The 22,958-nt window shown below is 35.7% G+C and carries 18 protein-coding genes and 1 tRNA gene; 10 read left to right on the top strand and 9 right to left on the bottom strand.

The genetic code is table 11. From position 1 onward, the window contains the following. Positions 1-21 precede the first annotated feature (21 nt). Positions 22-3,534 (bottom strand): nitrate reductase, encoded by a 3,513-nt coding sequence (locus QLS65_RS10355; RefSeq protein ID WP_282713164.1) that lies wholly within the window; start codon positions 3,532-3,534, stop codon positions 22-24. Between the two features lie 180 nt (positions 3,535-3,714). On the opposite strand from QLS65_RS10355, the gene QLS65_RS10350 reads away from it, so the two are divergent. The 5 genes from QLS65_RS10350 (at position 3,715) to QLS65_RS10330 (ending at position 9,382) form a co-directional block, all read left to right on the top strand. Beyond that, on the top strand, positions 3,715-4,419 hold the full coding sequence (locus tag QLS65_RS10350) for a Crp/Fnr family transcriptional regulator (protein WP_099713648.1): 705 nt from the start codon (positions 3,715-3,717) through the stop codon (positions 4,417-4,419). 306 nt (positions 4,420-4,725) lie between these two features. After that, positions 4,726-6,177 carry an alginate export family protein gene (locus QLS65_RS10345; protein WP_282717372.1) on the top strand — a complete coding sequence of 484 codons (1,452 nt, stop codon included), beginning with the start codon at positions 4,726-4,728 and terminating at the stop codon, positions 6,175-6,177. Between the two features lie 26 nt (positions 6,178-6,203). Beyond that, the gene (locus QLS65_RS10340) at positions 6,204-7,433 is read left to right on the top strand and encodes a CmpA/NrtA family ABC transporter substrate-binding protein (protein ID WP_099713647.1); all 1,230 of its coding nucleotides are present in this window, start codon (positions 6,204-6,206) and stop codon (positions 7,431-7,433) included. A gap of 28 nt (positions 7,434-7,461) precedes the next feature. Next, entirely contained in the window at positions 7,462-8,349 is an 888-nt protein-coding gene (ntrB, locus tag QLS65_RS10335; protein WP_282713161.1) for a nitrate ABC transporter permease, read from the top strand. A gap of 226 nt (positions 8,350-8,575) precedes the next feature. Further along, positions 8,576-9,382, top strand: coding sequence for an ABC transporter ATP-binding protein (locus QLS65_RS10330; RefSeq protein WP_282717369.1), 807 nt, complete (start codon positions 8,576-8,578; stop codon positions 9,380-9,382). Between the two features lie 152 nt (positions 9,383-9,534). Here QLS65_RS10330 and QLS65_RS10325 read toward each other — a convergent pair whose 3' ends face one another. The 8 genes from QLS65_RS10325 to QLS65_RS10290 all read right to left on the bottom strand — a co-directional run bounded on the left by QLS65_RS10325 (position 9,535) and on the right by QLS65_RS10290 (position 18,790). Beyond that, positions 9,535-10,113: a hypothetical protein gene (locus QLS65_RS10325; RefSeq protein WP_282717367.1), complete on the bottom strand. Its 579-nt coding sequence runs from the start codon at positions 10,111-10,113 to the stop codon at positions 9,535-9,537. Between the two features lie 328 nt (positions 10,114-10,441). Continuing rightward, positions 10,442-11,923 carry an MFS transporter gene (locus tag QLS65_RS10320; RefSeq protein WP_282717365.1) on the bottom strand — a complete coding sequence of 494 codons (1,482 nt, stop codon included), beginning with the start codon at positions 11,921-11,923 and terminating at the stop codon, positions 10,442-10,444. Positions 11,924-12,211: 288 nt separating this feature from the next. Next, complete coding sequence (locus tag QLS65_RS10315; protein WP_282713157.1) at positions 12,212-12,871, bottom strand: response regulator; 660 nt, start codon at positions 12,869-12,871, stop codon at positions 12,212-12,214. A 103-nt stretch (positions 12,872-12,974) separates the two neighbouring features. Continuing rightward, entirely contained in the window at positions 12,975-14,783 is a 1,809-nt protein-coding gene (locus tag QLS65_RS10310) for a sensor histidine kinase (protein WP_282713156.1), read from the bottom strand. A 12-nt stretch (positions 14,784-14,795) separates the two neighbouring features. Continuing rightward, positions 14,796-15,383 carry a DUF4202 domain-containing protein gene (locus QLS65_RS10305; RefSeq protein ID WP_121340842.1) on the bottom strand — a complete coding sequence of 196 codons (588 nt, stop codon included), beginning with the start codon at positions 15,381-15,383 and terminating at the stop codon, positions 14,796-14,798. Between the two features lie 29 nt (positions 15,384-15,412). Continuing rightward, positions 15,413-15,790: a nitrite reductase small subunit NirD gene (gene nirD, locus QLS65_RS10300; protein ID WP_282717361.1), complete on the bottom strand. Its 378-nt coding sequence runs from the start codon at positions 15,788-15,790 to the stop codon at positions 15,413-15,415. A gap of 118 nt (positions 15,791-15,908) precedes the next feature. Then, a complete protein-coding gene (gene nirB / locus QLS65_RS10295) occupies positions 15,909-18,416 on the bottom strand; it encodes a nitrite reductase large subunit NirB (protein WP_282717360.1) in 2,508 nt (835 codons plus the stop codon). Positions 18,417-18,717: 301 nt separating this feature from the next. Beyond that, positions 18,718-18,790: transfer RNA gene (locus QLS65_RS10290), tRNA-Phe, on the bottom strand. Between the two features lie 98 nt (positions 18,791-18,888). Between QLS65_RS10290 and QLS65_RS10285 the strand changes: the two genes are divergently transcribed. From QLS65_RS10285 to QLS65_RS10265, 5 genes are read left to right on the top strand one after another with little or no spacing between them, the layout of a single operon-like run. Continuing rightward, positions 18,889-19,623, top strand: a complete 735-nt coding sequence (locus tag QLS65_RS10285) for a type III pantothenate kinase (RefSeq protein ID WP_282717357.1) — start codon at positions 18,889-18,891, stop codon at positions 19,621-19,623. After that, positions 19,616-20,866: a BamG family beta-barrel-assembly machinery protein gene (gene bamG / locus QLS65_RS10280; protein ID WP_282717351.1), complete on the top strand. Its 1,251-nt coding sequence runs from the start codon at positions 19,616-19,618 to the stop codon at positions 20,864-20,866. The genes QLS65_RS10285 and bamG overlap by 8 nt, the downstream gene beginning before the upstream one ends. A 47-nt stretch (positions 20,867-20,913) precedes the next feature. Then, positions 20,914-21,468 carry an LPS export ABC transporter periplasmic protein LptC gene (gene lptC / locus QLS65_RS10275; protein ID WP_282713152.1) on the top strand — a complete coding sequence of 185 codons (555 nt, stop codon included), beginning with the start codon at positions 20,914-20,916 and terminating at the stop codon, positions 21,466-21,468. A gap of 11 nt (positions 21,469-21,479) precedes the next feature. Continuing rightward, positions 21,480-21,674, top strand: a complete 195-nt coding sequence (locus QLS65_RS10270; RefSeq protein ID WP_099713633.1) for a hypothetical protein — start codon at positions 21,480-21,482, stop codon at positions 21,672-21,674. A gap of 3 nt (positions 21,675-21,677) precedes the next feature. Next, the gene (locus QLS65_RS10265; RefSeq protein ID WP_282713151.1) at positions 21,678-22,937 is read left to right on the top strand and encodes a hemolysin family protein; all 1,260 of its coding nucleotides are present in this window, start codon (positions 21,678-21,680) and stop codon (positions 22,935-22,937) included. Positions 22,938-22,958: the final 21 nt, after the last annotated feature.

Raw genomic sequence — 22,958 nt, 5'->3', positions numbered from 1 at the left:
ACCACCGATCACTGACCACTATTATTTATTTTTTGCTAAAATTTCTTTTACTTCGGTTTTACAGCTTCCACAACCTAGTCCGGCGCCGGTAGTTTTGCATAATTCGGTAAAATTAGTCACGCCGCTTTTTATGGCTTCTTCAATATTGCCGCTTCCCACTTGGCTGCAAGAGCAAACAAGTTTTCCTAAAACGGGTTTCGCATTCGAACTTCCTCTCAGCAATGTATTTCTCTTGTCCGATAATTCAATTTTGCTTTCAATCATGGTTTTGAATTCGGCAAACTCATTTTTATCGCCCATCAAAATGGCGCCCACCAGTAAGTCGTTTTTTACGATACATTTTTTATAGTATCTTTTTCCCAAATCAGAAAACACAATTTCTTCGTAAGAATCATCATTCTCTGGAATTTCAATTTCTCCAATGCTGCATAGGTTGATGTCTTCGAGTTTCAGGATGTTCATTAAAACGGAACCTTTATAAAAACTGCTGATGTCGCCGGCCATAAAATTTGCCAAAACATCCGCTTGTTCTTCAGCCGCTGAGGTGATTCCGAATAACTGATTGTTGAATTCGGCTATTTCGCCAATGGCAAAAATATTTGGTTTCGACGATTGTAAATACTGATTTACTCTTACGCCACGCCCGCAGGAAATTCCGGATTCTTTGGCTAATTCTATATTTGGGATGGTTCCAATGGTGTACACGATGGCATTGGCAGTAATAATTCGACCACTTTTCAGGGCAATTTCAATTTCGTTCGGATTTTCTGTTTCGAATACCGTACTGACTTCATTATCAAAATAAATTTGAATGTCTCGAAGCTGTACTTCTTCGGCCAGTAATTTACTAGAGATTCGGTCTAATTGACGTTCCATTAATCGGGAAGCCCTTTGAATTATCGTAATTTTTACTTTTTTGTGTTTCAAGGCTGCGGCCAATTCCAATCCTAATAATCCACCGCCTACAATAACAACATGTTGCTCTTCGGGAGGTAAATTAGTACCATCCAGATAGTTTTTCAATCGGTCAGCATCTTCTTTTTTTCTGATGGTGAAGCGTCCCGGTAAATGCAATTGCGCATTTTCAGGAATAAAAGGTCGGCTTCCGGTTGCCAATATCAAGGAATCAAAAGTATGAACGATGCCGTCACTGTCCAGAATTGTATTTTCTTTAGTGTTGATGGTATCAATTGAAACATTTGATTTCATCGTGATATTTAGCTTGCTCAGGGCTTCGTCTTTAATTTTCAAAAGCTGCTCCCACGAAAGTTCTGCCGTTACATATTCCGGCAATAAAACGCGGTTGTAAAAAGGATTTTCTTCATTCGAAAACACGATAATTTCATCCGAAGTATTGATTTCTCTATAGTTCTGAATGAATCGGAAAGCGGCTGCTCCAGCGCCAACGACTGCAATTTTCTCAAAAGGTTTTACATATTTGGCAACAGAAACGGTGGTGAACTTAAAATCAGGTTCTTTAGATGTTGGATCAACAACGGTGTTGGTCAAATTATTGGTTCTGTTCAAATCATTTTCCAGTTGTTTTCCCCAGTGCATCGGCAAGAAAAGTACGCCTTCCCTAATAGAATCTGATACTTTTGCTTTTACGCGAACAGTCCCATTTTTGCTTGTCACTACTACAATATCGCCGCTTTTTATGGTTGCTTTGTAGGCGTCAATAGGATTTATTTCCAGCATCGGACTTGGGATGTGCGTCATCAATCGGGATACTTTTCCCGTTTTGGTCATCGTATGCCATTGGTCTCTAATGCGTCCCGTTGTTAAAATAAACGGAAACTGATTACTGGGTTGTTCCGAGGTGTTTTCAATCGCTGTAGGCAGATTAAAAATCGCTTTTTGCGAAGGTGTATAGAATTTTTTATCGGTAAATAAACGAGGCGTTCCGGGATGTCCATAATCTGGAACCGGCCATTGAAAAGTACCTTCGTTTTTTAATCGATTATAATTTAAAAAGGAAATGTCAATGCTGGTGTTTTTTGTCATCAGGCAATATTCCTTGTAAATGTCTTCGGTGGTGTTGAAATTAAACCCGCTAAAATTCATTTTTTTAGCAAAACGAGTCAGGATTTCCACATCGGGAAGTGCTTCTCCCGGAGCATTGATGCCTTTTGGTAAATACGAAATTCGTCTTTCCGAATTTGTCATCGTACCTTCTTTTTCTAACCAGCCCGCAGCGGGTAATAATAAATCGGCAAATTTTGAGGTATCGGCATTATGGGAAATCTCTTGAACCACGACAAATTTTGCATTAGCCAATGCTTTTTCGACGCGTCGGGAATCGGGTAAACTCACTAACGGATTGGTACAAATAACCCAAATCGCCTTCATTTTTCCAGATTCTAAGGCGTCAAACATTTCTGTTGCCGTTAATCCCGGTTTTTCGGAGATGTCTTCCACTCCCCAAAAATCAGCAACTTCTTTTCGGTGAACAGGATTGTTCAATTCTTTATGAACTGCGAGTAAATTTGCCATTCCGCCTACTTCACGACCGCCCATAGCATTAGGTTGACCCGTCAATGAAAAAGGCCCAGAGCCCGGTTTTCCTACTTGTCCGGTGAGTAAAGAAAGGTTGAGTAAAGCGGTGTTTTTGTCTACGCCAATAGCACTTTGGTTGAGTCCCATCGCCCAAAGCGAAAGAAATCCTTTGGCTTTGCCAATGATGTCTGCAGCTAATTTGATATCGTTTACGGGTATTCCGCAAAGTTTTGATGCTTTCTCTAGCGAGCTTGCAAGAACTAAATCTTTATATAGTTTGAAATTTTCAGTGTGGTTTTTGATGAAATCAGTGTCAGCATATCCTTGTTCGATGAGCCTTTTGGCCAAAGCATGGTATAAAATAATATCAGTCCCCGGAATGATTTGTAAATGCAAGTCGGCGTTTAAGGCCGAGTCTGTTTTTCGGGGGTCAACTACAATGATTTTTACTTTTGGATTCTTTTCTTTGTGTTGTTCGATACGTCTAAAAAGAATTGGGTGACACCAAGCAGGATTGGCACCTGTTATCAAAAAGGTATCGGCGAGTTCAATATCGTCGTAAGCGATTGGAACTGCATCTTCGCCAAATGTTTTTTTGTAACCCACCACAGCCGAGCTCATGCACAAGCGAGAGTTGGTATCGATATTATTGGTTTTCAGAAATCCTTTTACAAGCTTGTTTACCAAATAATACTCCTCAGTAAGGCATTGTCCGGAAATATAAAATCCAACGCTGTCAGGACCGTGTTTTTTTATGATGGAGGTAAAAACTGCCGCTGCACGTTCCAAAGCTGTATCCCAGCTCACGCGTTCCATAGGATGTGATTTGCTCCATCGCATTTCCGGATATAGGATTCGGTCAGAAGTGTCATTGACTACATAATGCAGGTTCATTCCTTTGGAACATAACATTCCTTTATTGACAGGATGGTTTTTGTCGCCAGTTACCGATACTCCATTTTTAGAATCATTGGTTACTATAATTCCGCATCCTACTCCACAATAGGAACACGTAGTTTTGATTTCTGAATTTTGCATTATCGAATTTCTTTATTAATAATGAAAGGCTGTATTTGAGCGCTAACTAAGATATTGAAATGTAAAAATAAGTATTTTTACGTATTAATACGTATTAAATGAATATTATTTTATATTTTTGGTTAAAATAAATGAATGCATCCCATCATTTTGTAAACGATTTTTAAATTTTAGCTACGTATGAAAGAAGAATTAGCCACTTGTACCAGTTGCGTAAATGAAAATTGTTTTATAAAAAAGCATCTTCATTTAGAACAAATGAAAAAGTACATTGATAAAAATCGAAGTTTCACTTGTAAAAAATCGCAACAATTTATAATTGAAGGAGCGCCAATCCAAGGCTTGTATTTTATTTACAAAGGAAAAGTAAAGACTGTCAAAACAGGCATTCACGGCAGAGAACAAATTGTGCGTTTGACCAAAGATGGCGATACAGTTGGTTTTAGAGGCTTCGGTACGAGCAAGCGCTACCACATTGGAGCGTACGCTTTAGAAGATACGATGTTGTGTAATTTCAGTAATGAAGACATGCTGGAAATACTTCATAATGTTCCCGAATTCACCTTTGATTTAATGTTGTTCTACGCAGAAGAATTGAATAAAAGCGAGAATAATATTCGAAAAATTGCCCAAATGAACGTAAGGGAAAGAGTCATTGATACCTTATTGTATATTCATAAAAAATTTGGTCAGTTGAACGGTGTTATCGATTTGGATTTATCCAGAAAAGAAATTGCCGATTTTGCAGGAACTACTGATGAGCAAGTAATTAGAGTGATTTCAAGTTTAAAGAAAGAAGTCCTTATTACAACCATCGGTAAGAAAATAGGATTGGTCAACACAGACAAATTAAAATCTGAAATAAAAGAGCACAAATACCTTTAGTGCTCAATTTCAGATTGTATCCACCACCATTTTCCATTTAATTGACATCGAAAGTCTTTAAAAGTCAATTATCAAAATGCCTCTCCAGAAAATCCCAGAAGTTTCCACTTCCTTTTCTACGTATTCAATTCAGCTCACCTCAAGCGATTGCTGGGTTTGCTGCTATTTACTGCTAAAAGGCAGAAATTAAACTGACATAACTACTTTTTTTCTGGTATTAAAAAGCTATTTACAGCTGTTTTTTACATTATACGTAAGTATTTGTACTTACGTAAATTTGCTTCATACTAATTAAAACAGATGATTATGCAAAAGATTAAAACCACATCATTACGTATTCAAGGATTAAGCAAAGAAAAAATGTCAAGTAGAACTCTTTCGAAATCTATTTTCTTAGGCATTGCTTTAACATTTTTAAGTTATAACGAAACCAAAGCGCAATTAACAGCAACAGGACAAGTAAGAGAAAGAACAGAACTTAGAGCAGGACAAGGAACGTTGCAGAAAGAAGATGATAAAGCAGGTTTGTTTACTTCTCAAAGAGCGCGATTAAATATAGGATATACAGGGTATCGTTTTAAAGTATTTATGGCTTTGCAAGACGTACGCGTTTGGGGTCAAGATGCTTCAACTATAAACAGAACAACTACTGAAGCGAATAACGGAATTTTATTGCATGAAGCTTGGGGAGAGATTATGTTGAATGATACGATTAGTAAAATCCAAAATCTATCTGTTAAGTTTGGACGCCAGGAAATCTCGTATGATGACCAAAAAGTATTGGGCGGTTTAGACTGGTTGCAACAAGGAAGAAGACACGATGCTGTTGTTTTTAAGTTTGCAAATAAAGGTTGGATTGCTGATGTTGGAGCTGCTTTTAACCAAAATAAAGAACTAAACACAAGCACCATTTATAACGGGACAAATCCTGCTTATGGTGCCGGTACAAACGGAATTGGAACAATGTATAAATCCTTTCAGTATGCGTATTTAGGTCGAAAATTCTTCTTTGGAGACGTGTCTTTTCTGTTCTTCAAAGATGATTTCAATAAATACACTAATGTAACTTCAGGAACTCCGGCGGTAACTACTAAAGTATTTGGAGAAGGAGTTTGGAGCCGTAATACAACTGGATTTTATTTTAATTCTGCCATTACAAGAAAACTGAATCTTACGGGAAGTCTCTACCATCAAGGTGGAAAGGACAAAGATGGTCGTTCTATAAGTGCCAATCTGGCTTCGATTACTTCAACTTTACAAGTGGGAAGAAAATTATTTGTAGGTCCCGGAATCGATTATTTATCGGGTGATGACGGTACAAAAACTGTAACGGCGACGTCAGATAATAATCGTTTTGATCCACTTTACGGAACACCACATAAATTCTGGGGAAGCATGGATTATTTCTATGCGGCGAATGGCTTTGGAAAACAAGGATTGCTAAACTATTTCTTCAAAGTGAAATACAATGTAAAAGATAATTTGAGTCTCTTTTTAGATGTTCATGGTTTTCAAGCTGCGGATAAATTATCTAACGGAGCCGGAGGAGAATTAAGTTCTTATTTAGGAACCGAAGTGGATTTGTTAGTGAAATACAATTTAACCAAAATGATCAATATTGAAGCAGGTTATTCTATCATGAAAGCGACTAACTCTATGGCTTCGGCAGCGGTTAAAAATGTTACAACTCCAGATTTAAGTCCGCAATTTGCGTATGTAATGGTCAATGTTAAACCTAATTTTTTAGCTAAAAAATAAAAAAATAACTTTTAAATCTTTTTAAAATGAAAAAATCAAATCAACAAATAAGAAGGACTTTCCAAACAATACTATTGATGGTTTTAGTAGTATTCAGCTCCGCTTTTACAACAATAACCGCCCAAAATGATCCGGTGCGATTAGGATTTATTCCGCTTACGGATTGCTCGCCAATTGTTATGGCAAAAGAATTGGGTTTGTTCAAGAAATATGGTGTTGAGGTTGTGGTAACCAAAGAATCGTCTTGGGCGAATGTTCGTGACAAAATCCTGACAGGAGAATTAGACGGAGCACATTGTTTGTATTCGATGCCATTTTCAGTATACACTGGAGTAGGTGGAAAAGCAGGTTCCGAAATGAAAATTGCAATGATGTTGAATGTAAACGGACAAGCGATTACGCTTTCAAAAGATTTTTGTGGAAAAGTGGGATTCAAGCAAATGAATAAAGTGACTCCGGTTGTTGCGGCCAAATTAAAAGCCGAAAAAGAAGTGACTTTTGCGATGACATTTCCAGGAGGAACACACGATTTATGGTTGCGCAACTGGATGTCAATTGCTGGTTTGAATCAAAAAGCAGTAAAAATCATTACAATTCCACCGCCTCAAATGGTTGCCAACATGAAAGTGGGTAATATGGATGGATTTTGTGTAGGTGAACCTTGGGGCGGTGTTGCGGTAAAACAAGGAATTGGATTTACACAAGTGGCTTCTCAGGATATTTGGAAAGATCATCCGGAAAAAGCTTTGGTGGTAAACAAGGATTTCAGTGCCAAACGCAAAGCCGATTTAGTAAAAGTAATGAAAGCCGTTATGGAAGCCTGCATTTGGTTAGACAATCCTGTAAATCGTAAAAAAGCAGCGGCGATTATCGGTAGAGCACCTTACGTGAACGCTCCGGCTGATGTAATCGAGAACAGATTGATGGGAAATTATGATTTGGGTTGCAACCAAGGAACACAAGTATATGCCAAAGATTATATGTTGTTTCACAAAGGCGGAATGGTGAACTTTCCTCGTAAATCACACGCAATATGGGCGATGGCACAGTTTGTTAGATTCGGATATTTGAAAGAAGCGCCAAATTATGCTGCCATTGCTGATAAATTGATTTTGGATGATTTGTATAAAGAAGTAGCGGCAAGCATGAAAATTAAAGTGCCAAATGACGATATGAAACCATTTGCACTTACAATGGACAAAACGGTTTTTGACCCTGCAAATCCTGCGGCTTATTTGAAAGTTGTAAAAAGATAAATGAATTATTAAACTAAATTTTAGAACCATGTCTGATAAAAACACACTAACTATTGATGCATTAGATTCATCCATCAATGTGGCGACAGAAAGCAAAAAAAGTGTCGCAGCAGAAAATTATAAACTCAAATTAGCCGTAAATGCACTACTTGAAAAATCTAAATCAGGCTTTTTTGCCGGAATTGGTTTGGTGATTTTTGGAGGTTTTTGGAGCCTATTGAGTTATTTTACACAAGACGCGCTTCCGGGACCAGTGGCTACTTTGACCGTTTTAAAAGAAATGTTAAGCGATCCGTTTTATGATTACGGACCAAATGACAAAGGAATTGGATTGCAATTGTTCAGCTCTATCAAAACGGTACTTTCCGGGTTTTTGTTGGGTTCTTTAATCGCTATTCCAATCGGGATTTTAATGGGAGCCAGCACTATTTGCAAACAAATTTTTTATCCAATAGTACAATTGCTCAAACCCGTTTCGCCACTGGCTTGGTTTCCAATTGGGTTGGTCGTTTTCAAAGATACCGGAATGGCTACCATATTTATCGTATTCATCACCTCATTATGGTCCACGCTGATAAACACTTCTTTTGGAGTGGCTTCGATTCCACAAGATCATAAAAATGTAGCCAAAGCTTTTGGTTTTTCCAAGATGAGATACCTCACCAAAATCTTAATTCCGTACAGTTTGCCACACATCATAACCGGATTGCGATTGAGTATTAGCGTTGCTTGGTTGGTAATTGTAGCGGGCGAAATGTTGTCCGGTGGCGCAGGAATCGGCTTTTTTGTATGGGACAGCTGGAATGCGCTAAGTCTCGAAAAAGTAATTTCGGCCATTATCATCATCGGGATTGTAGGATTGCTTTTTGACAGAATCTTCACTTTTATCGAAAATAAAGTAGCTTACAAAGCGTAGTTTAAAATCAGGAAGTTCTTCTTTTGGGCGTGCCCCTTCAGATTGCTTCGTCTGTCGCCTCGCAACTTCGGGTCGTGCTGTACGTTCCCGCTTTTTTTAAGCCGAAAAAATCGGCTCAAAAAAGAGCTCCACTGCCATCACTCACGCAAACCCGATACATAAAGAATTCACTATAAAATAACATTGATTTTTAGAGCCAATCTTCAAATCATTAAATAAAGAAATCATGAGTTATTTAGAAATCAAAGATTTGGAAATTTCGTTTCCAACACCAAAAGGAAAATATATTGCCGTAAGAGATATCAATCTATCCATCAAAAAAGGGGAAATTATCTCCATCATTGGACATTCCGGTTGTGGAAAATCAACCATCATGAATGCGATTGGAGGAATGCTTACGCCAACAGGAGGAACAGTAGTATTAGACAATAAAAAAATAAAAGGACCGGGACCAGATCGCGGAATCGTTTTTCAAAATTATTCGCTTTTGCCTTGGATGACTGTTGAACAAAACATTTTTCAAGCGGTAGATTCTGTTATGGATTGCTCCAAAAAAGAGAAACTGGAAATCGTAGAAAAAAACCTGAAAATGGTTAATTTATACGAGCATAAAGATAAATTACCGGGACAATTATCGGGTGGAATGAAACAAAGAGTCGCCATTGCCAGAGCCTTTGCCATCAATCCGGGCGTGTTGTTATTAGATGAACCCTTTGGCGCTTTGGATGCTTTAACCAAAGGTTCGATGCAACTGGAAGTGTTGAAATTATGGAATTTAAACAACCGAGAGAAAACCATCGTTATGATTACGCACGATATCGAAGAAGCCTTATTCCTATCCGATAGAATTGTGGTATTAAATAACGGCCCGGCTTCCACTATCAGGGAAGTTGTAGAAGTACATTTGCCAAGACCCAGAAACAAAATCGAAATCGTAAAAATGCCCGAATATATTGAACTAAGAGATAAATTATTACACCTCTTAACCGATAAATTCTCCATCGAAGATATGGGAATGGTGTATAAAAGTTAGTTTTATTTAATTTTTTTGAGTGAAAAATCCCTGTAATGTTAAAACGTTACGGGGATTTTTGTTGGGTATATATTTAAACAGGGGACATTGTAAAGACGCACTACATAACCACATTGTAGATATGCACGGTAGAGACACACTGCAGTGCGTCTCTACTTTATTATTATCGTTTCAATTGTATCCTTTTTAATTTCAATATTTTTCTGATAATCATAATGATTAGTTTTATGTTTGTATATGAAATAGTTATTTTTAATTTTTACTTCGCTATTATTTAAGTTATTAACTTCTTCAAGTTTTACTTCGCCAATATATTTTTCAAATATAAAAGACCGCTTTTCGGTTACTTGATAAGTACAACAACTACCTAAAAAACCTTGAAATTTAGAATATATAGTTATGTTGTTTTTTTGATATTGAGTTTCTATTGGATAAATTGGAAATAATAATAAAGAAGATAATAAACCAAAAAATAATCCTCCAAATAACCAAAAAAACAATAAGATTATTGGAGTTGCTATAAAAAAGGAGAAGTATAAAGCTATTCTTTTGAAAGGTTTAATGTTGTAAATGAAAAGGATTATACCTGATAAATAAAGAATTATTTTAGACGCAAGTAGAATGTTATTATTTAGGCCTAAATGGAATGAAAATTTCACAACCAGATTTAAAAATATAAACCCTAATATATAAAAATGGATTTTGGTAATTGTCTGTGTGGTCTTTGTCATTAATTTTAATTAAAATTTTTAAGTTCTCCAAGCATGTTATTACTAACTTGAATTCATCACTAAAATTATTTTTAAAATCAAATATACATCTAAATTAAAAACAAAAAACCGCAAATCACAAACATAAAATCTGTGAATCTGCGGTTGAATACTTTTTTTAGCTTCTATACAAGATATAAAACCGTAATAGGAAAATTAGTCTTATATCTGTGTATGAAGTAAAAACTTTCTAGAGGAATCGAAAGTTTAGGAAACTTTTTTAAAGGTGGTTTTTGTGTATGAATAACAATTTCTTTAACCCAAATAACCCATTCAAAAAAGTATATTTTTATTTTTTACGTTCTATTTCTCGGGATAGCGTAGGTTGTTTTTCATTCATGATTTTCGTTACGGTATAGTGCATCCAAATCAAACAAATAGCTGAAAATAACAGGATGAATATCCAAGAGCTGGACCAAATTCCAGTGGCTGTCAATAAATAACTGAAGATAATTGGTCCAAAGAAACCGCCTAATCCTCCAATCATTCCTACCATTCCACCAACAACGCCAACTTCTGTCGGGAAATATTCCGGAATGTGTTTGTAAACGGCAGCTTTGCCAATTCCCCAGGAAATACCAATCAGAATCACCAAAACTAAGTACACCCACATATTGGCATCAAAACGAATGTGGGTAATTCCTTTAGCAATCAATTCCTTTTTCTTGACATCTTGATTCTGACTCACAACAACTTGTTGCCACGATGTTCGAACCGGAAAAATAGAACTTTGCTGCGGTTGTATTGTCTTTTGAGCAATGGCGAAGTCAGTATCACCAATTTTTACATTCGAATCAGAAATCATTGTGATGGTTCCTTTTTTGGTGGCCAAAACTCCGGGTCCCGTTGTGGTAATATCCATTTTTGGAATCATCAACAACGCACTTAGGATTACGGAGGAACCCAATACCCAATACATCACTTTTCGAGCACCAAATTTATCGGATAAATAGCCTCCAAAAGCGCGAATCACCCCGGACGGCAAGCTGAACATGGTGGCGAATAATCCACCCATGACAAGACTCGTTTGGTATACATTCATGAAGTTAGGCAACAACCATTGTGAATAGGCAACGAAACACCCAAAAACCAAGAAGTAATAGGCTCCAAATCGCCAAACACGCACACTTTTTAAGGATTGCAGCATTTGAGAAACGGTTTTGGTGTGGTTCTCTATTTTTTTGTTTTTAGCAAAAATCAAGAAAAATATCCCAATAACGACTAAAGCAAAACCATATATAACAGGCAATAATTTCCAACCATTTTGCGGGTCTTCAATTGAAAAATGATTTAATAACGAAGGTGCCAAAAAAGTAGTTATGGCGGCTCCTGCATTTCCTATTCCGAAAATCCCCAATGCTCTACCTTGCCATTCTTTTGGATACCAAATAGAAGTATAGCCAATACCAACGGCAAAGCTTGTTCCTACCATACCAAACAAAAAGCTTAAAAGGGCAAACATAAAAAAACTATCCGCTAATGGCAGTAGAAATAAGGGAATAGAGCAGAGAAGGAGTAGTATGGAGAAAACGTATTTTCCGCCAAATTTATCAGTCAAAATACCAATTGGTAATCGCATTATGGAACCCGTAAGAATCGGAATTCCCAGAAGCCATCCCACTTGTACAACGCTCCACTTGAAGATACCGTTGTCTACCAAGAAAGTGACCAAAACACCATTTAAAGTCCAACAAGCAAAACATATTGTGAATGCCAGTGTATTTAAAAACAAAATTTTATGCGATTGGGATAAAGAGTTTGAAGTTTTCATCGTACCTATATTTTTTACAAATATAAGTACTATTACTTAATTTAAATAAATTATACGTAAAAATACGTATTTATGTGAATATTTTAAAATTCGATGCATTTATTTCTAAATAGCTATAATTGAATCTGTATATTGTAAAATCATCAAACAAGTCATTCTTTTTAGGATTAAAAACAGTTTAGATTGCCTCAGAAATAGTTTTTAAATATGGAGTTTGGATTGTTTTAAACAACAAATAAAGAAAACAGCATACGTATTCTTGAAAAATAAGTGTTTTTGTAATTGTATTTATATCAAGGAATACTCGTTAGCTTTATTGGAAAGTTCCATTAAATTTTTGACTTTTAATTTTTTCATCAAATTAAAACGATGCACTTCGGCAGTTCTTTTGCTGATATCTAAAGCTTCGGCAATTTCTTTGTTTCCTTTGCCTGATAATAAAAGTTTAAGAATTTCTCGTTCTCTTTTGGTAATCAACTGCTCTTCTTCCGGCATTGGTTTTGATTCCTGAATAGAAGTGGAGTTGTTCAGTTGTCCAATTAATATGGATGAAATGTCGCCACTGAAATACTTTCCACCATTAGCAATAGTCTGTAATGCCTTAAGGAATTCTTCTTTACTGGATCCTTTTAGTAAGTATCCGTCGGCTCCGGCTTTAATTGATTTTAATACGTATTCCTCTGATTCATGCATGGACAGCATAACAATTTTTACCAAATTATTTTGACTTCGTAGTTTTTCAACAACTTCAATTCCTGTCATATTAGGCATACGAATGTCTAAAATTAATAAATCAGGTTTGCAGCTTTCTACTATTTTCAATGCTTCGAGACCGTCGGTCGCTTCACCGACAACTTCTATATTTGCTTCGTTTTCCAATAATGATTTGATTCCGTCTCTCACAAATACATGGTCATCTGCCAATACAACTCGAATAGTATTACTCATAATTTACTTAATTTTAAAATCTAATTTTTACGTATAAAAACCTAAAAAGTAGGCTAAGATACGTAATTCTTAAAAATAAAGTCCAAATTCTAAAATTTATCTTTTATATAGGAATATTGAAGGTGATTCGGGTTCCTTCACCGGGAATGGAGTTAAAGAAAACACGACCATTAATATATTGTATTCTTTCTTTCATAAAAAGCAATCCCATCCCAGACTCGCTGTTTCGCTTCTTTTCTGCCGTTTCAATGTCAAAACCTTTTCCGTTGTCGTCTATTGTAATGCTCAAAATAGAATTACTATGTGAAAGTTGTACGATAATATGAGAAGAATCGGCATACTTAATTGCATTGTTTATGGCCTCCTGCGTAAGTCTGTAAATATTTATTTCAATTAAAGAATCTAGGCGTTTATCAAAATTAGTTTTGTTGTAAAAAAGAATATTCTTTCCAGTCAGTTTTGATAATTCTTGAGTAAGTTTTGCAAGCGCAGAGTTTATTCCGTGGTCGCTTAATTCCGGTGGCATTAAGTTGAATGTGGCGGTGCGAACACCTTTTATAATATCCAAAGACAGTTTTTTGAGGTATTCAATTTTCTGGGCTGCTTTTTCTTTGTCGTCCAGATTAATGCTTTCCAAACTGAATTTTAATCCGGTGAGCATTTGTCCAATTCCGTCGTGGATTTCTCGTGCAATTCTATTTTGTTCATTTTCCTGATTTTCGACAATTTTACTCGAAATAACCTTCTGCTGATTGATTTTATCGGTTACATTTTCAGTGTTCAATCGCTCGACTTCCTGTTCTGCTTTTTTACGCTCAGTAATATCAAAACAGATAATCAATAATTCGGATTCTTCTTTTTTTATGGTTACTGGAACCATTGATAAGTCCAGCCAAATCGATTCCCCGTTTCTATTGGTAATGTTGATTTCCCCTTGCCAGCCACTTCGCTGTTTTTCAGCAATAATCCGGTCAATACCGATTTGTTCTTTCTCTATTGGAGTTACGACTTGAGAGAAAGTTTTATCAGAAATAAAGGGATTGTATTGCAGTAGTTTAGAGAATTTTTCTCCAATGTGTATCAGTTTTCCATCCGGTGAAACGCGACAATAGAGCAAGGTGTTTTCCATCGCATAATTGAGTGATTTCAATTCTTTGACGGAGTTTTCTTTTATTTCGCTTATGATTTCGGTATCGTGGGCGAGTTTCAAAGCCTTTTTTTCGGAGAACAAAAGTTTAAAAATAAGTGTCTCTACTTTTTTGTTGGTTGGTTTGAAAATAAAAATGAATTCCAATAGCAAAACCAAGAGAGTAAACAGTAAAATTGCATATTCCGTTTTGCTTTGCAACGTTACTTTTTCGAGGGCTTCTTTATCATATTCACCAACAATTTCATTCATTTTCGAAAGAAAAATACTTTCGTTTTCAAGAATAGTTTGAACTAATTTTTGATTCTCCTGTTCTTTTGTATGTGATTTTTTGTTTTCTAAAAGTCGGGTTGCAGCATTAAGTATAGTATCAAAATTGGGTTTGATAGCTACAAATAATTTAGTGAGTGCGGGGCTTTTTTCTTTTGGGAAACCAAGGCTGTCATTTCCTTTTTCCAACGCATTATGGTTGAATTTCCAAAGTGAGATTATTTCATTGATTCGGATGATTTCCTGCTTGCTTTTGGAAGTGTCCGTCACGAAATTCAGAATCAAAATCTCCTTTGTCAATTTCTGGCTCAACATTCTTTGTTTTCCGGAAATGTTGATTATTCGCGAATCGCTTCGCTGACTGTTTAGGTTGTATTGTATCAAAAGCTGGCTCAATAGTACCGTTATTGCAATCGTCAATAAGGCGAATAAATACAATCGCCTTAAGTTTTTGAATGAAATGGTATCTATGGATGTTGCCGCTTTGTTTTTCATAAAGAAATCGAATTACAATCCAAGAGCCTCTTTTATCAATTGAAAGTTTGTTGTGCTAAAGTTGATTTTTAGTGCTTCCTGATGTCCTTTTTCGGACATTTTATTCCAAGTTTTCAGAATGATATTTTTTAGTTTTTCTCTATCGTGTTTGTGTACAAAAGGGTCTAAATAATATTCCAGAAATACAAGACAAATTACATCCTCGAGTAGTTGTGTTTCAGCGTCTTTTTTGAGTAATTTTTTTTCGATTAAAAAAGAAACCCGTGCAATAAATTCTTCGGAATAACCTGCTTTTTCTAAAATTGCAGCCGTAGTTTTAGCATGAAATTTTTTCAAATCTTCGCGCCATTTCAAATATCCCACACGATCCATTGGGTAGGATTCCCGGGCTACTTTCCATCGGCAGATGTGTTGTGCTTTGGAAGCAATCTGAACAGCTTCGGATGCATTTGGATAAAAATCCATAAGCCTTTCGTACATTCTGTTAGAATACAATAGTTCCTTTGGATGAGAAACAGATTGGTAGATTTCGTGATTTGGATCTTGTGCATTTTCTGCATCAATCCAAGCGCTGGCGTTTTGAAATGGAGTTGCTGTCATTTGAAAAGTTAAAAATCAAAGATACATAATTATTCCAAAAAGCCTACGAAGACCTCATTTTCAACAATTTTTACCGGATAGGTGGCAATTTTTAAATCATTTCCATTTAAATTTGATCCATCTACAAGAGAGAATGTTTTCTTGTGCATTGGACAGGCAATTTTAGGAATATCATCAGCAGAACCAATCATTCCTCTGGAAAGTACCATTTCCATTTTGTGGGGACATAAGTTTTGGCAAGCGTACCATTCGTTTCTTCGGTCAAATTTTATAATGGCGATTTGTTTGTTTTTGTATTTGATGCAACCACCACCATTGCTGGGAAAATCAGCAGTTTTCCCTGCTTTGAACCATACTTTCACTTCGTTTAAATTTACGGTTTCGTATTGATTTAGAATGTTTTCCATTTGAATAATTTTTTAATTTTCCTCACCCCAGCCCTCTCCAAAGGAGAGGAATCAAAGGCTAAAAACAGTTAATTAGTTGTGTATTATGTAGTAGTTGTTTTTATTTTAAAATGACTGATTACCAAGATTTAGGCATTTTTTGATCTCTTAACGGAACAAAAACAATGTTGTCATCGGCTTCGTCAGAATTAGTGAAATGGCTAAAACGTTTCATCATTTCAGGATCTTCAATGGCTTGTTTCCATTCACATTCGAAAGTATCTACCAAACCTTGCATTTCTGTTTCTAATGCTTCTACAATTCCCAGGCTGTCATCGATAACTACTTCTTTTAGATAATCTAATCCGCCTTCCAGTTTTTCCAGCCAAGTAGAAGTTCGCACTAATGGACCCGCTGTACGGATGTAAAACATCAAGAAACGATCTAAGTATTTGATGCAGGTCTCTCTGTCAATTTGTTCGGCCAATAATACGGCATGCTTAGGATTAGCACCACCGTTACCGCAGATGTATAAGTTCCAGCCACCTTCAACTGCGATTAATCCGAAATCTTTTCCTCTGGCTTCTGCACATTCGCGAATACAAGCAGAAACACCACCTTTTATTTTATGAGGCGAACGAAGTCCTTTGTATCTGTTTTCTAATTCGATAGCAAAACCGGCACTTTCATCCATTCCGTAGCGACACCAAGCGTTACCCACACAGCTTTTTACAGTACGCAGTGATTTTCCATACGCATGACCGCTTTCAAAACCATTGTCAATTAGAGTTTTCCAAATTTTAGGTAAATCATTTAGTTGGGCCCCAAATAAATCGATGCGTTGCCCTCCGGTAATTTTGGTGTACAAATTGTATTCTTTGGCCACTTCACCGATAACAATAAGTTTGTCAGCAGTAATTTCTCCACCGGCAATTCTTGGTACTACAGAGTAGGTTCCGTTACGTTGAATATTCGCGAGGAATCTGTCATTAGAATCCTGTGCTGTGATGTGTTTATTGGCAGTATCATTGTAAATACTGGAAAATATTGAAGATAAAATAGGTTTGCAAACCTCACATCCATCTCCTTTTCCTACAACTCCTAACACTTCATCGTGGTTCGTGAATTTATTGATTTTTACGATGTCGTATAATTCTTGTCTGTTGTATGCAAAGTGTTCGCAAATAACATCTTTGACTTCTTTTCCTAATGATTTTTGAGTTTCTTTTACTAGGTCAACAACCATCGGTTTGCATCCGCCACAGCCTGTTGTTGCTTTAGTGTGTTTGACAACATCTCCAAAAGTAGCGCAAGTTTCATCAACAATAGAGCAGCAAATAGCGCCTTTGGTTACATTTTCGCAAGAGCAGATTACGGCAGTATCCGGTAAATCCATTGCACTTCCAAAAGAAGATGCTTCTCCACCTCTCGAACCAAGAATCAAATCTTCCGGGTTTTTAGGTAACGGCATGGCATTGCTGTAAATTTGGAACAATGCATTGTAATCACTGGAATCACCAACTAAAATCCCGCCCAATAAGGTTTTGGAATCTTTGGTAACGTTGATTCTTTTATAAATTCCGCTTAATTTGTTTTCGTAAACAATAGCGGTAACTTCTTCATTTTCTATAAATGGATCCCCAAAACTCGCCACTTCAACGCCAATTAATTTTAATTGTGTCGACATGTCGATGGTGTCTCTCATTGTTTTAGCTCCTTTCAGGATTTGTTCAGCGGCAACATCGGCCATTTCATATCCGGGAGCCACAAGACCATAAATCATATGGTTGTAAAGTGCCACTTCGCCTATCGCATAGATAAAAGGATCCGAAGATTGCATCTGGTTGTTTACTACAATTCCTCCTCGTGCGCCCACTTCCAGCCCTGAAACTCTTCCCAGTTCATCACGTGGTTTTATTCCTGCGGAAATTACTAACATATCTACTTTAAGTAAATGATCTCCTTCAAACATCATTCCTGTAATAGCATGATCTCCAGCAATATATTGTGTTGATTTGTTAAGGTGAATGCTAATATTAAGTTCCTCGATTTTTGATTGCAGCATGTCACTGGCGCTTTTGTCCAATTGTCTTGGCATCAATCGAGGAGCAAATTCGACTACATGAGGATTCAGTCCTAAATCATATACTGCTTTCGCGGCTTCAAGTCCTAATAATCCACCACCCAAAACGGCAGCTTCGGTAGCGCCATTTCGTTTTATTTTTTTGGCGTAAGCCATAATTGCATCCAGATCTTCAATGGTTCTGTACACAAAAACACCCTCTTTGTCCACTCCTTCTATGGGTGGCACAAAAGCGGCTGAACCCGTTGCTAAAACTAAGTAGTCGTAAGTATGTGTTTTCTCTAGATGTGTATGTATTGTTTTTTGCTCTCTGTTAATATCAGTAATTAATTCGGAGGTGTTTAGGGTAATGTTATGCTCTTCATACCAATTTGATGTTGATAATGATAAGTCGTCAGCGCTTTTTCCTGCAAAGTATTCACTTAGGTGAACTCTGTCGTATGCGCGTCTTGGCTCTTCTCCAAATACGGTGATTTGGTATTCTTCACGTCCTGATTTTGCAATGAATTTTTCGCAAAATTTGTAACCTACCATGCCGTTTCCGACTACTATTACTTTAATCATAATCTAATTAATTAAGTATTATTACGCAAATATAAGTATTAATACTTATATTTAAATACTTAATTTAAAATTTTTTATTCTAAGTAATTTTAAAAAAGGGGATAGAGGTGGTTTTTGTCCAATTTTTTTCCTTTAAAAATAGAATATAAGTATAGTTTCAGCTTTTGTAGAAATTTTAAAAGCGTTAGATTTTATTGGAAAAGAATATAAATTGGAGAAGTAGATGAGTGACAGCTTAAAGAAATGTCATGTTGGGAATTGCTTAAAAACAAAAAACCCGAATATTTCTATTCGGGTTTTGTGGTACCTCCAGGGATCGAACCAGGGACACATGGATTTTCAGTCCATTGCTCTACCATCTGAGCTAAGGTACCTCGCTATTGCGGCTGCAAATATAGAATGATTTTTAGTTTATCCAAAACATTTTTTAAAAAAAATCAATTCGTACCTTCGCAACATCAAAAACCAAATTATGATTTTAGTTATCGATGTTGGAAATACCAGAATTAAAGCGGCTGTCTTTGAGGGTGCTACCCTTTTTGAAATTTTTGTTTTTTCTAAAATAGAACTTCAAAAAAATATTGAAAATATTTTAAAAAATTTTGAAAAAATAACTGATTTGGTCGTTTCCTCTGTAGGAGATGTCGAAAAACAGTCTTTTTTAGTCTATAATGTAGTGCTCAATGTGCATTTCCTGTCTCATGAAGATCCTTTTCCGTTCCAAAATTGCTATGCGACTCCTAAAACTTTGGGAATTGACCGGATGATTCTTGCAGCAGGAGCAACGCTTCAGTTTCCAAATCAGAATCGGTTGGTTATTGATGCCGGAACGTGTGTTACGTACGATTTTATTGATGAAGAGAATAATTATTTGGGCGGAGCCATTGCGCCAGGATTGCGATTACGCTACGAAGCGTTACATAATTTTACGGCCAAACTTCCTTTGTTATCATTAGAAAGTCCAAAAGATTTCATTGGAACTTCCACTTCTGAATCGATTCATTCTGGCGTGGTGAACGGTTTCGTCTATGAGATTGACGGTTTTATCGATGAATATAAAGCAAGGTATTCAAATTTTATAATAATTTTAACGGGTGGCGACACAGATTTTTTGGCTAAACGATTAAAAAATACCATATTTGCCAATTCAAATTTTCTTCTGGAAAGTTTGAATCAAACATTTCAATATAAAATCAAAAATGATTAAAAAAATTATAATAAGCGCCTGTTTGCTTTTATCATTAGTGTCTTTTGCTCAAGAAGGAACATCTTCTCCATATTCTTTTTACGGAATTGGGGATGTAAGGTTCAAAGGAACGCTTGAAAACCGTTCTATGGCAGGTGTAGCTGTTGAACAGGATAGTATTCACATAAACTTACAAAACCCAGCCAGTTACGCAAATCTTAAACTGACAACTTTTACTTTAGGAGGGACTTACGGGACTACAACTTTAAAAAACAGTACTGAATCAGCTAATGCCAGAAGAACTACTTTGGATTATCTTGCAGTTGGTTTGCCTTTGGGTAAGTTTGGATTAGGTTTTGGATTGATTCCATATTCTTCAGTTGGGTATAAAATTGAATCTATTTCAGAAAGTGGAACAGAAAACAACAAACGTTTTAACGGCTCAGGTGGTTTGAATAAAGCTTTTTTGGGTGTAGGATATAAAATCGCTCCAAATTTTAACATTGGTGCCGATGTGAATTATAATTTTGGAAAAATTGAAACGAATAGTCTTGAGTTTATTACTGGAGTTCCTATTGGGACACGCGAATTAAATTCAGCAGATTTATCAGGAGTGAATTTTAATCTTGGAATGATGTATCAAACCAAAATATATAAAAAAATATCTGTTTTTAGTAGTTTAACGTATTCCTTGGAAAGTTCTTTAACGTCTAAAAATACTAGAAACATTTCGACAGTAATCTATAATTCAAATTTTGATTTGGCTGTTGTTGATGCTCTTGATGATGTTAAAACAGAGGCAAGTATAACAATGCCAAGTAAAATATCGTTAAGCGGAGGTATTGGAGAGGCAAGAAAATGGCTTGTTGGAGGTAATGTTTCTTATGGTAAAACTTCAGGTCAGGCAAATGAATATAATGATGAAGCTAATGTAGGTTATGGGAAATATGGAAGCGTTAGTTTAGGAGGATATTACATTCCTAATTATAATTCGTTTTCTAGTTATACAAAAAGAATTGTATACAGAGCTGGTATTAAATATGAAAAAACAGGATTGGTGATCAACTCTGAATCGATAAATGATATGGGTGTGACTTTTGGTTTGGGACTTCCGATAACGGGTAGTTTCTCAAATGTGAACTTTGGTTTCGAATTAGGAAAAAAAGGAACTACAAAAGCAAATCTTGTTCAGGAGAACTATGCAAACTTAAGTGTGAGTTTTTCACTTAATGACAAATGGTTTGAAAAACGAAAATTCAACTAAAAACAAGAATTGGTACTATTGCCAAATTTCTTCGCCAAGTTCAGCGTATGACTTTAGTCAAAAAAAAGTATATTAAATCAGTTGTAACAGTTTTTGCTGTGACACTGTTTTTTGGTTGCGAAAGTAATTTTAAGGAAATTCAGAAAATTAATTTTTCGGAATTTATCCCAAATAGTGACGCAGATATGGTAAATTTGAAATACACTGATTCCGGGCGAATTACGGCAATTCTTGTAAGTACTAAAATGTTGGATTACTCCAGTGTTGACTTTCCTTTTACGGAATTTCCAAAAGGAATCGATGTTACTTTATTCGATAAAAAAGCGAAGAAAACCTTTATCAAGTCTAATTATGCTATTTCGTATAAAGGCACAAATATTATTGATTTGCAAGGAAAAGTAAAAATTTTCACCGAAGATGGTCAGACCTTAGAAACCGAGCAATTGTATTTTGATCAAAAAAACGAATGGTTCTTTACGGAAAGAAAGTTTAAATTATCGGATCCAAAAGGAACTTCAAATGGACAAGGAATCGATTTTAGCAAAGATTTCAAAGTGATTAATTCTCAAAAAATAACTGGCGAAATAGAATCTGCCGATTAATACAATACATTATGAATTACCTAAAATACACACAATACGTTTATCTAGTTTTTGGCGCTTATTTTATTTATGACGGTGTCACTAAATTAAATGATCCCGAAGGAACGTTTTGGTTGAGTTTTATGATTGCAGGATTGGCTATTTTTATGTTTTTCTTCAGGAGAAAATTTGCCAAAAAATTTGATGACCGAAACAAAAAATCCTAATTAATGGAAGTTAGTATTATCATATTGTGTCTAATACTAAGTGCTTTTTTTTCAGGTATGGAGATAGCCTTTGTCTCTTCAAATAAAATTTATCTTGAAATTGAAAAAAAACAAGATAATTTCGTTTCAAAAATACTTACAAAGCTTACTGAAAAACCAACTAACTTTATAGTAACCATGCTTATTGGTAATACTATAGCGATGGTGGTGTATGGTTTTTTTATGGGCGAATTAGTGATGCGTTGGTTTGCTGTGTTTGGATATCATTTTTCAGATGGGCTAAGTTTAGTGCTTCAGATTCTGGTTTCTACACTAGTCATATTGATAACGGCTGAGTTTCTTCCTAAAGTTTTTTTTCAAATTTACGCCAACTCGTTAATTAAGATTTTTGCTGTTCCGGCTTATGTTTTTTATAAGTTTTTCTATTTTATTTCTACCTTTTTTATTGGGATTTCTGATTTCATTTTGAAGAAATTCTTCAAAACGGAAGGGGATAATATTCAGTTGTATTTCAGTAAAATAGAACTCGGAAATTACATTACCGAACAAATGAGTAGTGTTGAGGATAATGAAATGGTGGATTCTGAAATATTAATGTTTCAAAATGCATTAGAATTTTCCGGTGTGAAAGCCAGAGATGTGATGAGCCCCCGAACGGAAATTATTGCAGTTGAAGTATTCGATTCAATTGAAAATCTCAAAGAATTATTCATAGAAACTGGGTATTCTAAGATTGTGGTGTATCAAAATTCTCTTGATGATATCATTGGTTATGTTCATTCGTTTGATTTGTTTAAAAAACCAAATAATATCAAGGAAATTGTAATTTCGGTTGAGTTTGTTCCGGAAACTATATTCATAAAGGACGCTATGAATTTGCTTACTAAAAAGCGAAAAAGCGTCGCCGTTGTATTGGATGAATACGGAGGAACTTCAGGAATTATTACCATAGAAGATATTGTAGAAGAGCTTTTTGGCGAAATTGAAGATGAACACGATTCAGACGAAGAATTGATAGAAAAAGAATTAGGAGAAGGAGTCTTTATTTTTTCAACTCGATTTGATGTCCAATATTTGAATGACACTTATAAGTTAGACATTCCTGAAAGTGATTCTTACGGAACACTTGGCGGTTTTATAGTAGATTTTACAAAAGAAATTCCTCAAAAAGGCGATACAATTTCCATAGGCAGCTATCATTTTATAATTGAAGAAGCCACAAATAAGAAAATAGAATTAGTAAAAATGACCGTACAAGACTGATTTTTTTTAGGAAAATAAAAT

The sequence above is a fragment of the Flavobacterium algoritolerans genome, from assembly GCF_030010385.1.
Taxonomy (GTDB): Bacteria; Bacteroidota; Bacteroidia; order Flavobacteriales; family Flavobacteriaceae; genus Flavobacterium; species Flavobacterium algoritolerans.
Note: the sequence above shows the minus strand (reverse complement) of the source record. Positions and strands in the feature narration are given on the sequence as shown.

Bases quoted from the DNA above. Each gene is read 5' to 3' on its own strand.
- QLS65_RS10325 (WP_282717367.1), bottom strand. From the start codon at position 10,113: ATGACAAAGACCACACAGACAATTACCAAAATCCATTTTTATATATTA.
- QLS65_RS10355 (WP_282713164.1), bottom strand. From the start codon at position 3,534: ATGCAAAATTCAGAAATCAAAACTACGTGTTCCTATTGTGGAGTAGGA.
- QLS65_RS10270 (WP_099713633.1), top strand. From the start codon at position 21,480: ATGAATTACCTAAAATACACACAATACGTTTATCTAGTTTTTGGCGCT.
- QLS65_RS10305 (WP_121340842.1), bottom strand. From the start codon at position 15,383: ATGACAGCAACTCCATTTCAAAACGCCAGCGCTTGGATTGATGCAGAA.
- QLS65_RS10310 (WP_282713156.1), bottom strand. From the start codon at position 14,783: ATGAAAAACAAAGCGGCAACATCCATAGATACCATTTCATTCAAAAAC.
- nirD (WP_282717361.1), bottom strand. From the start codon at position 15,790: ATGGAAAACATTCTAAATCAATACGAAACCGTAAATTTAAACGAAGTG.
- QLS65_RS10320 (WP_282717365.1), bottom strand. From the start codon at position 11,923: ATGAAAACTTCAAACTCTTTATCCCAATCGCATAAAATTTTGTTTTTA.
- QLS65_RS10265 (WP_282713151.1), top strand. From the start codon at position 21,678: ATGGAAGTTAGTATTATCATATTGTGTCTAATACTAAGTGCTTTTTTT.
- QLS65_RS10330 (WP_282717369.1), top strand. From the start codon at position 8,576: ATGAGTTATTTAGAAATCAAAGATTTGGAAATTTCGTTTCCAACACCA.
- QLS65_RS10315 (WP_282713157.1), bottom strand. From the start codon at position 12,871: ATGAGTAATACTATTCGAGTTGTATTGGCAGATGACCATGTATTTGTG.
- QLS65_RS10340 (WP_099713647.1), top strand. From the start codon at position 6,204: ATGAAAAAATCAAATCAACAAATAAGAAGGACTTTCCAAACAATACTA.
- QLS65_RS10285 (WP_282717357.1), top strand. From the start codon at position 18,889: ATGATTTTAGTTATCGATGTTGGAAATACCAGAATTAAAGCGGCTGTC.
- QLS65_RS10345 (WP_282717372.1), top strand. From the start codon at position 4,726: ATGCAAAAGATTAAAACCACATCATTACGTATTCAAGGATTAAGCAAA.
- nirB (WP_282717360.1), bottom strand. From the start codon at position 18,416: ATGATTAAAGTAATAGTAGTCGGAAACGGCATGGTAGGTTACAAATTT.
- ntrB (WP_282713161.1), top strand. From the start codon at position 7,462: ATGTCTGATAAAAACACACTAACTATTGATGCATTAGATTCATCCATC.
- QLS65_RS10350 (WP_099713648.1), top strand. From the start codon at position 3,715: ATGAAAGAAGAATTAGCCACTTGTACCAGTTGCGTAAATGAAAATTGT.
- bamG (WP_282717351.1), top strand. From the start codon at position 19,616: ATGATTAAAAAAATTATAATAAGCGCCTGTTTGCTTTTATCATTAGTG.
- lptC (WP_282713152.1), top strand. From the start codon at position 20,914: ATGACTTTAGTCAAAAAAAAGTATATTAAATCAGTTGTAACAGTTTTT.